Here is a 14,053-nt window from a genome sequence, read left to right on the forward strand (position 1 = left end):
GGAGCGCTGCTCCTCACGGAGCGCTGCTCCTCACGGAGCGCTGCTCCTCACGGAGCGCTGCTCCTCACGGAGCGCTGCTCCTCACGGAGCGCTGCTCCTCACGGAGCGCTGCCTCTCACGGAGCGATCGGCAGCGCCCGCTTGTGGTCGGTGAGGCGGTAGCGGCGGACGATGGCCTGGGCGGCCGCGTCGTCGACCGGCTTGCCTTCCAGGAAGTCGTCGATCTGGTCGTAGCTCACGCCGAGCGCGTCCTCGTCCGGCTTGCCCGGGTCGAGGGTCTCCAGGTCGGCCGTCGGAACCTTGTGGACCAGTTCCTCCGGGGCGCCCAGCACCGCCGACACGGCGCGCACCCGGCGCTTGGTCAGCCCGGTGAGCGGCACCACATCGGCCGCGCCGTCGCCGAACTTGGTGAAGAAGCCGGAGACCGCCTCGGCCGCGTGGTCGGTGCCCACGACCAGGCCGTCGTGGGCCCCCGCGACCGCGTACTGCGCGATCATGCGCTGCCGGGCCTTGATGTTGCCCTGGACGAAGTCCTGGTGGTGGGCGTCGCGGAAGGTGAGCCCGCCGTCCACTGCGGCCTGCAGCGCCGCGTCGCTCGCCGGGCGGATGTCGACGGTCAGCTCCCGGTCGGCCCGGATGAACTCCAGCGCCCGCTGGGCGTCCTTCTCGTCCGCCTGGACGCCGTACGGCAGCCGCATCGCGTAGAACGTCGCGTCGTGCCCGGCGGCGCGGGCCCGCTCCACGGCGAGCTGGCAGAGCCGGCCCGTGGTCGTGGAGTCGACGCCGCCGCTGATCCCCAGGACCAGCGAGCGCAGGCCCGTGGAGGTCAGCCGCTCCGTGAGGAAGGTCACCCGGCGCTCGATCTCCTGCTCGGCGTCGAAGGACGCGGTCACCTGGAGATCCCGGGCGATCTCCTGCTGCAGGGTCTTGGACGCCGGGTCGGTCACGGCTGCTCCTCTGGTTCTCGTGCTGCGTCGTGCGGGGGTCGTGACGCGCTGTTCCTGTGCCGCGTACGCAGCGTTCCTCCGCTGCCTACGTGCGGTGCCCGGCGACCCGAACACGCGTGCTGAGAGGAAACCTTATGCCGGGTGCGCCCACTTCTTGAGGGCGGCCTTGCTGGAGAAGTCCGCGACGTCCTTGTCCAGCGGCCGGTCGGTGTACTGATGGATGCGCCACTTCGCCTTGATCCGCGGATGCCCGGCGGAGACATAGTCGGCGATCCACAGGCCGTCGGCCGCGTAGGACGTGGTGTCGTGGTTGAGCCAGAAATCGCGGTTGCAGTAGAGCATCACCCGGTGTGTGGGGCGCAGCTTCTTCACCTCGACGAGGAACTGGTCCTTCTGTGCATTGCTCGCATAGGTCCCCTCGCCGGTGCGTTCCCAGTCGCAGGCCAGCAGGTCGCCCTGGACGGAGGCGCACTTCTCGACGAAGTATTTCGCCTGGGCGGCGATATTTCCCGGCCACAGAAAGTGGTAGAAACCGACCACACAGCCTGCTTTACGTGCCTTTGACGCCTGCGCGGACTGGTGCGGGTTGAGGTAGGAGCGGCCTTCGGTGGCCTTGACGAAAACGAAGTCCAGCCCCGCGGTGGAATACGAGGTGTTGTAGGAGCTGACATCGACACCGTGCAGCATGAGCGGCCTCCTGCCGTCGGACCTGCGGATTCGAAGCGTCAACTGCTCGAAGCGTCAACTGCGTTGCAGTGGGTTCCGGGCGTTCGGTGATGCGGCGTTTTCGTGTTCCGGTGCGGTGATCCAGCGTTTCCGCGTTCCGTGCGATTCAGTTTCGTTCCAGCAGTTCAGCATGTTCGCTACCGGAGACGCCAGATCGTGGACGGGAAGTTCCTTGCGCTGCGGTCAAGTTGACGCGGGGCCGGGCTCGCGCACCGGACCGGCCCGGCCGGCCGGGGCGGTCGTTTCAGCGCCGCAGGGCGCGTCGCAGCAGCCGTCGTGCGCGGGCGCGGGACCGCGCCACAATGCGCTGCCAGGCCCGCCGCCCGCGCGTCGACCGCAGCTCCCCGAAGAGGTCTTGATAGCGCTCGGCGATCGGCTCCGGGTCGTAGCGGTGCGAGCTCTCCCGCGCGCGCTCGGCCATCGTGCGGCGGCGCTCGGGGTCCTCGATGAGGGTGAGCAGGGCACCGCTCAGCGCCCGGCCGTCGCCGCGCGGCACCAGCAGCCCGTCCGTACCGTCGTGAATGATCTCGGCCGGGCCCAGCGGGCAGTCGGTGCTGACGACGGGCACTCCGCAGCGCATCGCCTCGACGAGGGTCATGCCGAACGACTCGGCGTCCGAGGCCGAGGCGACGATCGACGCCTTGGCGAACTCCGCTTCGATCGGCGACCGCGGCCCGGTCAGCTCCGCCTGTCCGCTCAGCCCGAGTCCGTCGATCAGCCCCTGGAGCTGTGCCCGCTCGGTGCCGCCGCCGTGGATCCGCAGCTGCCAGTCGGGATGCTTGGCGGCGACCGCGGAGAACGCCTCTATCAGCAGGTCGAAGCGCTTTCCGCGGACCAGCCGGCCGGCCGCCGCGATCACCTTCGAGGTCCCGTCGGACGGCGGGCCGGCCGGCGCGGGCACGATGTTGGGCACCGCCAGGACCCGTACGCCGGGCAGTGGCATCCGTGCGCGGTAGACGGCGGCGTCCGCCTCGGTGGTGGTGACCACGGCGTCCAACGTCCGGTAATGGCGGGCGAGTTCGGTGCGGAGCCGTTTGCTGTGTGCCTCGTGCCGGAGGTGCTCCTGGGCGATCCGCAGCGCCCGGCGCGGGCCGAACCGGGCCAGGTAGACATTGATGCCGGGACGGGTGCCGATCAGCACGTCCGCGTCGGTGCTGCGCAGCAGCTCCGCGGCGCGGACGTCGACCAGCCGGCTGTACTGGTGGTGCCGTCTCTCGGCGAGCGGGAAGTCCCGCGCGGGCTCACCGAACAGCGGATGGGCCATGTCCTCGCTGCCGACCCGGGTGTCCACCAGCGGCACCAGCTGCACCCGGGGGTCCACGGTGAACCGCGGGACCTCGCGGTGCCGCAGCATCGAGACGATCTCGACGTCGTGCCGGTCGGCGAGCGCGGCGGCAAGGTTGAGGGTGGTGCGGACCGTGCCGCCGATGGCATAAGCGTTGTGCAGCAGGAGGGTGATCTTCATGCGGTGTGGCGTCTTCCCCGAGGTGTGCCGAATGATTCCGACCGGCCGGTACCTGCGCGGCCGGTCGCCGCGACCGGCCCGTCCGGCACGGGGCCACCGTGTCGCCACGGGGTAAGCCGATCATGTGGCCCGGGTGAGAGCCCGGTAAGAACCAGGGGTGAGAGCCGGGTAAGAAAGCCGCCGCCCCACCGGCCGCCCGTCACCGCACCGCCGGGCCCTTGGCAGACTTGCCGGGTGACCCATTCCGTACTGCTCGCCGAGGACGACCGTCCCATCCGTACCGCGCTGGAGCGTGCCCTGACCTTGGAGGGGTACCAGGTCACCGCCGTCGCCGACGGCATCCAGGCGCTGGCCGCCGCGCACCGCGAGCGGCCGGATGTGATCCTGCTGGACGTGATGATGCCGGGGATCGACGGGCTCCAGGTGTGCCAGGTGCTGCGGGCCGAGCAGGACCGCACCCCGATCCTGATGCTGACCGCCCGGGTCGAGACCGCGGACCGGATCGCCGGTCTGGACGCCGGGGCGGACGACTATGTGGTCAAGCCGTTCGAGGTGGAGGAGGTCTTCGCCCGGCTGCGGGCGCTGCTGCGGCGGACGACGACCGGCCCGGCCGGGGCGGAGGACGGCGGGCCGGGGACCGGTCCCGACGGCGAGCCCGGCGGGGCGGACGCGGACGCGGGCGGGGCGTACGAGACCCGGGTGGCGGACAGCGGTGTCGTCGAGGCCGCGGATCTGCGGATCGACGGCCCCTCACGCCGTGCCTGGCGCGGCGAGCGGGAGCTGGAGCTGACCCGGACCGAGTTCGAGCTGCTGGAGCTGCTGGCCCGGAACGCCGGGATCGTGCTGGACCACTCGACGATCTACGACCGGATCTGGGGATACGACTTCGGTCCTGGCTCGAAGAACCTCGCGGTGTACGTGGGCTATCTGCGCCGCAAGGTCGATGTCCCGGGCAGCCGTCCGCTGATCCACACGGTGCGTGGCGTCGGTTACGTGCTGCGGGAGGACTGAGGTGTCCCGGCCCCGCGACCGCACCGGGAGCGGTACCCGCGCCGGGAGCGGTACCCGCACCGGCCGCCGCCGGCTGTGGGTCCGGCTGTGCGCCCGGCTGCGTTCCTGGCGGCGCGGCGGGTCGGCGGCCTGGGTGCGCACCCGCAGGCCCGCCAGTCTGCGGACCGCCTTCGCGGTGGCGTTCGCCGCCGGGGCCGCGGCGGTGACCGTCCTCGTCGGATTCCTCAGCTACGACGCCGCGGCCCGGCTGGTACGGGTCGATGAGAAGTCGGTGTTCTCCCAGGTCGTACGGGATCTGCGCACCCAGGTCCAGGAGAAGCCGTTCTGGCCCGCCGACTACGCGACCGCCGACCCCGACCACGACGGGCCGCGCGACGACCTCACCCGGCCCAGCCGGACCGAGGTCCAGATCCTGGGCGCCGGCGGCCGGATCGTGGAGCGGGGGCGCCCGCTGCTCCCGGCCGGTGCCGCGGAGCGCCGGATCGCCGACGACGACCGGGCGGGTCTGCACGCGGAGCGGGAGGCGGACATCGGGGACGAGGAGTACCACGTCGCGACCGTCGCGCTCGGCGGCGGCCGCGGGGCGGTCCAGGTCGCCCAGAAGTTCAGCGAGACCGAGGATCTGCTCTCCGCGCTCCAGCAGCGCACCGCCCTGCTGGCCGGCGGGGTCATCGCACTGTCCGGTGCGGGCGGCTGGTGGCTGGCGCGCCGGATCACCGGCCGGCTGGTGCGGCTGACCGCGGTCGCCGAGAGCGTGGCGGAGCACGGGCGGCTGGACGTCCCGGTCCCGGTGGCCGGGCGCGACGAGGTCGCCCGGCTCGGGCGGGCCTTCGACGACATGCTCGGCCGGCTGGCCAGCGCCGTCCAGGACCAGCAGCGCCTCGTCCAGGACGCCGGCCACGAGCTGCGCACCCCGCTGACCTCGCTCCGTACGAACATCTCCCTGCTCAAGCGGTTCGACGAGCTGCCGTCGGACGCCCGCGAGGAGCTGCTGACCGATCTGGCGGGCGAGGCCCGTGAACTCAGCGATCTGGTCAACGAGCTGGTGGATCTGGCCGCCGGACAGCGCGATGACGACCCGCTCGCCGAGGTGAGCCTGGCCGAGGTCGCGGAGAAGGCGGCGGCCTCGGCCCGCCGCCGCACCGGCCGCGAGATCACCGTACGGACCGTGCGCCCGGCGGTGGTCGAGGGCCGGCCCGCCGCGCTGCACCGTGCACTCACCAATCTGCTGGAGAACGCCGCCAAGTTCGACGCGGGCGGCACAGAGCCGATCGAGGTCGTGGTCACCGGCGCCCGGGTCGAGGTCCTCGACCGCGGCCCCGGCATCGCGGACGCCGATCTCCTCCGGGTCTTCGACCGCTTTTACCGCGCCGCGGCCGCCCGCGGCCTGCCCGGCTCGGGCCTCGGCCTCGCCATCGTCCGCGAGATCGCCACCGCCCACGGCGGCCACGCCTTCGCCACCCACCGCCCCGGAGGGGGCGCCACCCTGGGCTTCACGGTCGGCACCGGGACGGGGAGGGGGAGCGGCACGGGGGCCGGCGGGGCACAGACGGAGACCGGGCCGGGGGACTAGGTGTGTTGTCCCGGGACGTTGGTGACGGGCGACATGCCGCCTAGGGAGCGTCTCCCCCCCCAGGGACTGCCCGGCGGATTGTGGCCGTGGCACGGTGCTTCGCCGGTGATGCGGTACCGCGTCACCCGGACGCCGTACCGCGCCGGATGCCGCGGACCGTCCACCCTGAGCCACCGGACGGGCTCCGGTACCGGGTGTCGGCCCGTCCCGACCTCCCGGCCCGTCCCGACGACCGTCCCGATCTTCCGGCCGTCCCGACGGCCGTCCCGACCTTCCGGGCCGTCCCGACCTCCCGGACCGTCAGTGCGCCGCCTCGCCCTGGGCCACTTCCACCGTCTCGTGCAGATCGGCCGCGGCGTCCAGGGCGGCCGCTGTGGAGAAGGTGACACAGGCGAGCAGGGCCGCGGCGAGCAGCCGGCGGCCATAGCAGCCGCGGCGTATCGGGGGGTGGCCGGGCACCCGCTCGGGGGACAGCAGGGCGGCGACCCGGCGGGGGACCGGGCCGGCCGTTGCCGCGAGGACGGTGCCGGGACGGTGCGGTCCCGGGGCGGACGGGCCGGCGGCCAGCGCGGCGCGGCCGATGGCGCGGGCTGTGACCCGGCGGTCGCCCACCCGGGACGCGGCCGCTTCATCGGCCCAGCGCTCCAGTGCGTATGCCAGAGGGGCGCGCAGGGAGCCGAGCAGTGGATGGCAGGCCGCGGCCAGCGCGGCGGTGAGCAGGAACAGATGGTGCCGGCCCGCGAGATGGGCACGTTCATGGGCGAACAGGGCCTCCCGCTCGGCCGGGGGCAGCGCCCGCAGCATCCCGGCGGTGACCACCACCCGTCCCGGCCGGCCCGGCAGGGCGTAGGCATCGGGCGCGGGGTCCGGGAGGACGCACAGGTCGCCGGACCGGGGATGGGCGTCGGCGGCCCGGCGGGCGGTGCGCAGTTCGGTGCGGTGGCGGCGGGCGCGGTGGACGACGGTGGCCGCGCAGCCGGTGAGCAGCCCGGCGGCGGCCCAGGCCGCGGGGACCGTCACGGCGGGATCGCCGCCGAGCAGCGGCAGGGAGAGATGACCCAGGGCGGCGACCGGGGGCAGCCGCAGGGCCCCGGCGGCCAGCAGCAGACCGAGGGCCGTGGCCGTGCAGACGGCCAGCGCGACGGCGCAGCCGGTGAGCAGCCAGGCCGCGGCCCGCGGCGGCAGCGACTGCGCCGCCCGACGGGCGGCCGGCACCGCGAGCAGCGGCATCAGCAGCGGAATCCATACGGCCAGGATCATGGCGCGGTCCCGGTCCCGGTCTCGGTCCCCGTCTCGGTCCCGGTCTCGGTCCCGGTCTCGGTCCCCGTCCCGGTCCCCGTCCCGGTCCCCGTCCCCGTCCCGGATTCGGGCTGCAGGCCCTGTGGTCCTTCGGGGGCGTCGTCCCCCGCCCCCTCCAGGAGGGTTCGCAGCAACTGCTCGTCCTCGCTGGTCAGTTGGGAGACGAAGCGGGCGAGCGCGGTGCCGCGGTCGTCCTGCTTGTCGAGCTCACTGCGCATCCGCCGGGCGGTCAGCCCCGCGGAGTCCTGTATGGGTGAGTACGCGAAACCGCGGCCGGCCCGGGAGCGGGAGACCGCCCCCTTGTCGTGCAGCCGGGTGAGGATCGTGGTGACGGTGGTGCGGGCGAGCCGTCCGCCCAGCGCGCTCTGTACCTCGGCGGGGCTCAGCGGACTCTCGGCCGCCCAGAGCGCCGCGAGCACGCTCGCCTCCAGCTCGCCGGACGGGCGCCGCTGCACGGGTGATGCCTCCGACATGGAACGCCCTCCACCTTGTTCGTCGTCTACAGTTTCGTAGACCGTCTACGAAACTGTAGTCGGTCGGGCCGGTCGCAGGCAGGCCCGCAACCCATTATGGGAGGGGCCGCCGACATGACCGTGGCCGCGACATTTTCGCAGGTGACAGAGGTTGCGCAGACCGTGAACGGGCTCGGCGCCGGCTCCCCGCCCCGCACCCACCGGACCGACGACGGCTTCGGCCGGGCCGCCCGGCCGTGCGCCTCGCTCGCTCGCCGGGCGGTCCGGACCGCCGAGCGGCTCCACGCCACCCGGTCGTGCGCCTCCCTCACCCACCGTGCGGCTCGAACCGCCGAGCGGCTCCACGCCACCCGGCCGTGCGCCTCCCACACCCACCTGGCGCCCCGGACCGCCGAGCAGCCCCACGCCGCCGGACCGCGCCCCCTGGCGGCCACTCGGCCGCGCCCCTTGGCGGCCACCCAGCCGCGCCCCCTGCTGGCCACCCGGTGACGGCGTCCGGGCCGGAACCGGGGCCGGCGGCGGAAGAGCCACGGCCCGGGCCGGTCCCGCGTGCCGGGGCGCGCCCGCGCCCCGGGACCGCCGCGCTGCTCACCTTCGCCGCGGTCTGCGCAGCGCTCTTCGCCGCCACGGCCCTGATCGTGTCCCTGCGCAACGGCACCCCGCTCGCCGCTGAACAGGCCGCCGTCCGCTGGTCCACCGCGCACCACGGGGAGCCTTTGCGCTCCATGGCCCGGGCGCTGACCGCCACCGGAAGCGGCCCGGTTCCGTATCTGATGGCGGTGCTCGCCGGGCTGCTGGCCGGGCGGCGGGCGCGCGGCCGACTGCGCGCGGTGAGCTGCGCCGTCGTCGTCCTCACCGCCGGCCAGGCGATCCGCTACGGACTGATGGAGCTGCTCGCCCGCCCCCGCCCGCCGGCCGCCGACTTGGCCGCGCCCGCCTCCGGATACGCGTTCCCCTCCGGCCACGCCACCACCTCGGCGCTGGCGGCCGGAATCCTGGCCTGGGGCATCGCCCGGCGCGCCCGCCCCGCCGTGGCCCGTACCTGGTGCGTGGTGCTCGCCGTCTGGGCCGCCGGAGTCGGGCTGACCCGCATCTACCTGGGCGTGCACTGGCCCGGCGATGTCCTCGGCGGCTGGTTCCTGGCGGCCGGGCTGCTCGCTCTCGCGCTGCTGCTGGAGCCGTTCGCCCTCCGCCGCCCGGACGGCCCTTGACCGGGCCCGCAGGTGCCCCCGGAGCGCCCCTTCCCATGAATAGCTGACGATCGGACCAGGTCTTCCCCAAGGCGGCATGGACGTGTCCCGCGCCGAGCAGCACTGTCCTGGGTGCCGGGACGGCGAAGCGGTCCCGCCCCGGCGCCGCTCACGGCAGGCACCACCGCACCATCAGGGGGAACGCACCGATGAACCAGCCATTCGACACCCCGCCGCCACGGCGGGCCGCCGACGCGAGCGCCGCGTCCGCCGCACCCCACGGCCGCTGCCCGGCCGCCGCCGCCAAGGACCCCACGCCGTGCGAGGGACCGCGGGATGCGGCGACCATCGTCGACCGCCACGGCCGGGAGTCCGCCGGCTGTGTCCACCACTGCGCCCGTCTGCTGGCCGGCCTCGAAGGCGCCCGCGTCCACCCCTTCGTCCCCGCGCCCCAGGCCCTGGACGTCTACTCCCGGGCCCGTGAATTGCCGCCCTTCGCCTGGGAGATCGGCAGATAGCCCGCCGGACACACCGCGCCAGCCGCTTCCGTCCACGCCAAAAGGGTCGGGGCGCCGTCTCCGCGCGGCGCCCCGACCCTGAGTCCCGGACCGGCGGGCCGCTGGCGACCGTGCCTGAGCCCGTCAGCCCCTCAGCACTCGATGATGTTGACGGCCAGCCCGCCGCGGGCCGTCTCCTTGTACTTGACGCTCATGTCGGCGCCGGTGTCCTTCATGGTCTTGATGACCTTGTCGAGGGAGACGTGGTGGCGGCCGTCGCCGCGCAGCGCCATCCGGGCGGCGGTGACGGCCTTGACCGCGGCCATGCCGTTGCGCTCGATGCACGGGATCTGGACGAGGCCGCCGACGGGGTCGCAGGTCAGGCCGAGGTTGTGCTCCATGCCGATCTCGGCGGCGTTCTCGACCTGCTCGGGGCTACCGCCCAGCACTTCGGCGAGGCCGCCGGCGGCCATGGAGCAGGCGGAGCCGACCTCACCCTGGCAGCCGACCTCGGCGCCGGAGATGGAGGCGTTCTCCTTGAAGAGCATGCCGATGGCGCCGGCCGCGAGCAGGAAGCGGACGACCCCGTCCTCATCGGCGCCGGGCACGAAGTTGACGTAGTAGTGCAGGACGGCGGGGATGATGCCGGCCGCGCCGTTGGTGGGGGCGGTCACCACCCGGCCGCCGGCTGCGTTCTCCTCGTTCACGGACATCGCGTAGAGCGTGGTCCACTCCATCGCACGGGCGGCGTGGTCGCCTTCGGAGCGCAGCTGGCGGGCGGAGTGGGCGGCGCGGCGGCGGACCTTCAGCCCGCCGGGAAGGATCCCCTCGCGGCTCATCCCGCGGCTCACACAGGCCTGCATGACCTGCCAGATCTCCAGCAGCCCGGTGCGGATCTCGTCCTCGGTGCGCCAGGCCTTCTCGTTCTCCAGCATCAGGGCGGAGATGGACAGACCGGTGTCCTGGGCCAGCCGCAGCAGCTCGTCGCCGGTGCGGAAGGGGTGGGTCAGGGCGGTGTCGTCGGGCACGATCGGGTTGTCGCCGGCGACGGCGTCCTCGTCGACGACGAAGCCGCCGCCCACCGAGTAGTACGTCTTCTCCAGCAGGGGGGCGCCCGCCGCGTCGTAGGCGAAAAGCGTCATGCCGTTCGCGTGGTACGGCAGCGCGCGGCGGCGGTGGAGGATCAGCTCGCTCGACTCGTCGAAGTCGATCTCGTGGGCGGTGCCTATTTCGGCGCCCAGCAGCCGCAGCCGCTTGGTGGTGCGGATGCGCTCCACCTCGTCGTCGGCGGATTCGACGTCGACGGTGCGGGGGGAGTGACCCTCCAGGCCGAGGAGGACGGCCTTGGGGGTGCCGTGGCCGTGGCCGGTGGCGCCGAGCGAGCCGAAGAGTTCGGCGCGGACGCGGACCGTCTCGGAGAGCAGGCCGTCCTTCTTGAGGCGTCCGACGAACATCCGGGCGGCGCGCATCGGGCCGACGGTGTGGGAGCTGGAGGGGCCGATGCCGATGGAGAAGAGGTCGAAGACGGAGATGGCCACGGGGGCGGACTCCCTTGTCTGCTCGTGGTGGACGGTGGAGCTGGGGGGTGAAGGGGAGATTCTGCGCCGTTTTCCGAGCGTAACGCGGACCCGGCGCGGTGCCGTCAGACGGAAACCATCCGGTGTCCGTCGTCGGCGGTAACAGTGGGTGCCGGGGTGGTTTCGGCGGGGGACAGGTCGCCGGTCAGACCCCGTTCGTGGGCCCTGATCCCGGAGCGCACCGCCCAGAAGTAGAAGACCGGGGCGGTGACCGCGATCACAGCGGTGCCCAGCTCGCCGGGGATGACGCCGCGGCCGCCGAACTCCTCGCCGCCCAGCGCGGACACCGTCGCCGTCCACACCAGGAAGAGGATCATCCACCAGGCCGGGGCGAACTGCCGCAGCAGGCTCGCCCCTCGCCCGCCCTCGCCGGACGCCTCGCGGCCCTTGGCGAGCTCGCCCCGGCGCCACAGCACCAGGGCCGCGACCGGTGCGGACACCAGCGTCAGCAGGGTGATCTTGCCGGTCTCCGGCCACTTCGACCAGTACAGCGCGCAGGCGGCGAAGGCGAAGGTGACCGGGCAGAGCACCCCGGCGGCCGGCAGCCGGAAGGGACGGGGCAGGTCGGGGCGGGTCCGCCGCAGCACTCCCACCGCGACCGGGCCGATCAGATAAGAGATGACCATGGCCGCCGACACCACGCCGGCCAGCGCCTGCCAGCTGCGGCCGACGGTGAGCAGCAGCACGACGGAGAAGCCGAGGTTGAGCCACATCGCGGGGCGGGCGGTGCCGTAGCGGGGGTGCACGGCCGCCAGCTTGCGGGGGAAGAACCTGGTCTCGGCGAGGTTGGTGACCATGTACGCGGCCGAGGCGACATTGGCGATGTTGGACCCGGCCGGCGAGATGAACGCGCCGAACTGCAGCATGGTGACCACCCAGTGCAGCATCAGCAGCCCCGCCAGGTCGGCGAACGGCGAGTTGAGGTTCACGCCCTGCCAGCCGCCGGACCGCTCCAGCAGCTCCGGAGGCACCGAGCCGAGGTACGCGACCTGCAGCGCCAGATAGATCACCAGGCCCAGCGAGAGCGCACCGATCAGGGCGAGCGGGATGGCCCGGCCCGGGTTCTTGGCGGCCCCGCCGAGGTTGACCACGGCCTGGAACCCGTTGAAGGCGAAGACCACACCGCAGGTGGTGACGGCGGTGAGCACGGCCGGCCAGCCGTACGGGGCGAAGCCGCCGTGCGCGGTGAAGTTCGAGGTGTGGAAGCCGGACCCGACCAGGGCGAGCACCGCCAGTACCGGGATGGCGAACTTGACCAGGGTGAGCACGGTGTTGGCGCGGGCCAGCAGCTGGACCGACCAGAAGCAGGTCAGCCAGAGCGCGAGGGTCAGGACCAGCGCCATCGCCGTGCCGGAGAGGGTCAGCTGATGGGTGGCCGGATCGACCAGGCCCTTCGCCCAGTCGAAGTTCCAGGACGTCATGTACTGGGTGGCCGCGATCGACTCGATCGGGACCAGCGAGGCGGTCGCGATCCACACCGCCCAGCCGGTGAGGAAGCCGAGGACCGGGCCGTGCGAGAGATGCCCGTAGCGGGCCATCCCACCGGGGATCGGATAGGCCGAGCCGACCTCGGCGTACGACATCGCGATCATGCCGATGAAGATGACGCCGATCACCCAGGCGACCAGCGCCGCGGGGCCTGCCACCTGGGCGGCGGAGCCGGCCCCGAAGAGCCATCCGGAGCCGAAGATCGAGCCTATGCCGATCATGATCAGGGCGAAGAGGCTGAGCCCCTTGCGCCCGCCGGCGCTCATGTCCATGGAAAGTGTCGTCCGTCCTGATGGTGCCGCATGCCCCCTCGCTGCCGAAGGGCCGTTGACGTATGCCGCCGACACCTTATTTCGGCCAAATGACGGGAATGCCATTGCGCTGCCGGAGCATCGGCGCGCACCGGCCCCTGCAGACCGAGAGCCCGGGGCCAACGGCCCCGGGCTCACGGCCTGTTCACTCCCGGACCGCCGCTCACCGGCGGTCCGGGAGATCACTGCATGAGACGCGTCACAGCGACGGGTAGAGCGGGAACTTGTCCGCGAGTGCGGTGACCCGGGCCTTGAGGGCGTCGGTGTCGTAGCTGGGCTTGAGGGCCTCGGCGATGATGTCGGCGACCTCGCGGAAGTCCTCGGCCTGGAAGCCGCGGGTGGCCAGGGCCGGGGTGCCGATCCGCAGGCCGGAGGTGACCATCGGCGGACGCGGGTCGTTCGGGATGGCGTTGCGGTTGACGGTGATGCCGACCTCGTGGAGACGGTCCTCGGCCTGCTGGCCGTCCAGCTCGGAGTCGCGCAGGTCGACCAGGACGAGGTGGACGTCGGTGCCGCCGGACAGGACCGAGACGCCGTGCTCGCGGACGTCGTCCTGGACGAGGCGCTCGGCCAGGATGCGGGCACCGTCCAGGGTGCGCTGCTGGCGCTCCTTGAAGTCGTCGGAGGCGGCGACCTTGAAGGAGACGGCCTTGGCGGCGATCACGTGCTCCAGGGGCCCGCCCTGCTGGCCGGGGAAGACCGCGGAGTTGATCTTCTTGGCGAGCTCCTGGGTGGAGAGGATCACACCGCCGCGGGGGCCGCCGAGGGTCTTGTGGGTGGTGGTGGTGACCACGTGGGCGTGCGGCACCGGGGAGGGGTGCAGACCCGCCGCCACCAGGCCGGCGAAGTGCGCCATGTCGACCATGAGGTAGGCACCGACCTCGTCCGCGATGCGGCGGAAGGCGGCGAAGTCGAGCTGGCGCGGGTAGGCGGACCAGCCGGCGACGATCAGCTTGGGGCGGTGCTCCTTGGCGAGGCGCTCGACCTCTTCCATGTCGACCAGGTTGGTCTTCTCGTCGACGTGGTAGGGCACGACGTTGTAGAGCTTGCCGCTGAAGTTGATCTTCATGCCGTGGGTCAGGTGCCCGCCGTGGGCGAGGTTGAGACCCAGGATGGTGTCGCCCGGCTTGATGAGGGCGAACATGGCGGCGGCGTTGGCCTGGGCGCCGGAGTGCGGCTGGACGTTGGCGGCCTCGGCGCCGAAGAGCGCCTTGATGCGGTCGATGGCGATCTGCTCGACGACATCGACGTGCTCGCAGCCGCCGTAGTAGCGGCGGCCGGGGTAGCCCTCGGCGTACTTGTTGGTGAGGACGGAGCCCTGGGCCTCCATGACGGCGACGGGGGCGAAGTTCTCCGACGCGATCATTTCGAGGGTGGACTGCTGGCGGTGGAGTTCGGCGTCGACGGCGGCGGCGACGTCGGGGTCGAGCTCATGGAGGGAGCTGTTCAGAAGCGACATGAGTCTTCCTGGGGAGTCAGGGGCGCGAGGAGGTCCCC

At 72.9% G+C, this 14,053-nt stretch carries 12 protein-coding genes and 1 pseudogene; 5 read left to right on the top strand and 8 right to left on the bottom strand.

Going from position 1 to position 14,053, the window contains the following annotated elements; all coding sequences use genetic code 11:
• Positions 1-115: 115 nt before the first annotated feature.
• From nadE to AB0C46_RS27210, 3 genes are all read right to left on the bottom strand, one after another.
• Entirely contained in the window at positions 116-946 is an 831-nt protein-coding gene (gene nadE / locus AB0C46_RS27200; RefSeq protein ID WP_362830936.1) for an ammonia-dependent NAD(+) synthetase, read from the bottom strand.
• 132 nt (positions 947-1,078) lie between these two features.
• Complete coding sequence (locus tag AB0C46_RS27205) at positions 1,079-1,633, bottom strand: GH25 family lysozyme (RefSeq protein WP_362830937.1); 555 nt, start codon at positions 1,631-1,633, stop codon at positions 1,079-1,081.
• A gap of 283 nt (positions 1,634-1,916) precedes the next feature.
• A complete protein-coding gene (locus AB0C46_RS27210; RefSeq protein WP_362830939.1) occupies positions 1,917-3,137 on the bottom strand; it encodes a glycosyltransferase family 4 protein in 1,221 nt (406 codons plus the stop codon).
• Positions 3,138-3,371: 234 nt separating this feature from the next.
• Here AB0C46_RS27210 and AB0C46_RS27215 point away from each other — a divergent pair, with 234 nt between their 5' ends.
• Entirely contained in the window at positions 3,372-4,148 is a 777-nt protein-coding gene (locus AB0C46_RS27215) for a response regulator transcription factor (RefSeq protein WP_362830940.1), read from the top strand.
• Positions 4,149-4,245: 97 nt separating this feature from the next.
• The gene (locus tag AB0C46_RS27220) at positions 4,246-5,721 is read left to right on the top strand and encodes a HAMP domain-containing sensor histidine kinase (RefSeq protein ID WP_362830999.1); all 1,476 of its coding nucleotides are present in this window, start codon (positions 4,246-4,248) and stop codon (positions 5,719-5,721) included.
• A 300-nt stretch (positions 5,722-6,021) separates the two neighbouring features.
• Here AB0C46_RS27220 and AB0C46_RS27225 read toward each other — a convergent pair whose 3' ends face one another.
• Together AB0C46_RS27225 and AB0C46_RS27230 are read right to left on the bottom strand one after the other, a co-directional pair.
• Positions 6,022-6,981: a M56 family metallopeptidase gene (locus tag AB0C46_RS27225; protein ID WP_362830941.1), complete on the bottom strand. Its 960-nt coding sequence runs from the start codon at positions 6,979-6,981 to the stop codon at positions 6,022-6,024.
• Between the two features lie 134 nt (positions 6,982-7,115).
• Positions 7,116-7,493 (bottom strand): annotated as a pseudogene (locus tag AB0C46_RS27230) (BlaI/MecI/CopY family transcriptional regulator); the annotation flags it as partial.
• A gap of 141 nt (positions 7,494-7,634) precedes the next feature.
• Between AB0C46_RS27230 and AB0C46_RS27235 the strand changes: the two are divergent.
• From AB0C46_RS27235 to AB0C46_RS27245, 3 genes are all read left to right on the top strand, one after another.
• Positions 7,635-7,982, top strand: a complete 348-nt coding sequence (locus AB0C46_RS27235) for a hypothetical protein (protein WP_362830942.1) — start codon at positions 7,635-7,637, stop codon at positions 7,980-7,982.
• Complete coding sequence (locus AB0C46_RS27240) at positions 7,979-8,704, top strand: phosphatase PAP2 family protein (protein WP_362830943.1); 726 nt, start codon at positions 7,979-7,981, stop codon at positions 8,702-8,704. The genes AB0C46_RS27235 and AB0C46_RS27240 overlap by 4 nt, the downstream gene beginning before the upstream one ends.
• A gap of 188 nt (positions 8,705-8,892) precedes the next feature.
• Entirely contained in the window at positions 8,893-9,201 is a 309-nt protein-coding gene (locus AB0C46_RS27245) for a hypothetical protein (protein ID WP_362830944.1), read from the top strand.
• Between the two features lie 131 nt (positions 9,202-9,332).
• Here AB0C46_RS27245 and AB0C46_RS27250 read toward each other — a convergent pair whose 3' ends face one another.
• The 3 genes from AB0C46_RS27250 to glyA all read right to left on the bottom strand — a co-directional run bounded on the left by AB0C46_RS27250 (position 9,333) and on the right by glyA (position 14,015).
• Positions 9,333-10,718 carry an L-serine ammonia-lyase gene (locus tag AB0C46_RS27250; RefSeq protein WP_362830946.1) on the bottom strand — a complete coding sequence of 462 codons (1,386 nt, stop codon included), beginning with the start codon at positions 10,716-10,718 and terminating at the stop codon, positions 9,333-9,335.
• A 104-nt stretch (positions 10,719-10,822) separates the two neighbouring features.
• Positions 10,823-12,517 carry an APC family permease gene (locus tag AB0C46_RS27255; RefSeq protein ID WP_362830947.1) on the bottom strand — a complete coding sequence of 565 codons (1,695 nt, stop codon included), beginning with the start codon at positions 12,515-12,517 and terminating at the stop codon, positions 10,823-10,825.
• A gap of 238 nt (positions 12,518-12,755) precedes the next feature.
• Entirely contained in the window at positions 12,756-14,015 is a 1,260-nt protein-coding gene (glyA, locus tag AB0C46_RS27260; protein ID WP_362830949.1) for a serine hydroxymethyltransferase, read from the bottom strand.
• Positions 14,016-14,053: the final 38 nt, after the last annotated feature.

Source organism: Streptomyces sp. NPDC048637 (assembly GCF_040650675.1).
GTDB lineage: Bacteria > Actinomycetota > Actinomycetes > Streptomycetales > Streptomycetaceae > Streptomyces.

Excerpts from the sequence above, each read along its gene's own strand:
- AB0C46_RS27245 (WP_362830944.1), top strand. The coding sequence starts at position 8,893 with ATGAACCAGCCATTCGACACCCCGCCGCCACGGCGGGCCGCCGACGCG.
- AB0C46_RS27210 (WP_362830939.1), bottom strand. The coding sequence starts at position 3,137 with ATGAAGATCACCCTCCTGCTGCACAACGCTTATGCCATCGGCGGCACG.
- AB0C46_RS27255 (WP_362830947.1), bottom strand. The coding sequence starts at position 12,517 with ATGGACATGAGCGCCGGCGGGCGCAAGGGGCTCAGCCTCTTCGCCCTG.
- AB0C46_RS27225 (WP_362830941.1), bottom strand. The coding sequence starts at position 6,981 with ATGATCCTGGCCGTATGGATTCCGCTGCTGATGCCGCTGCTCGCGGTG.
- AB0C46_RS27205 (WP_362830937.1), bottom strand. The coding sequence starts at position 1,633 with ATGCTGCACGGTGTCGATGTCAGCTCCTACAACACCTCGTATTCCACC.
- glyA (WP_362830949.1), bottom strand. The coding sequence starts at position 14,015 with ATGTCGCTTCTGAACAGCTCCCTCCATGAGCTCGACCCCGACGTCGCC.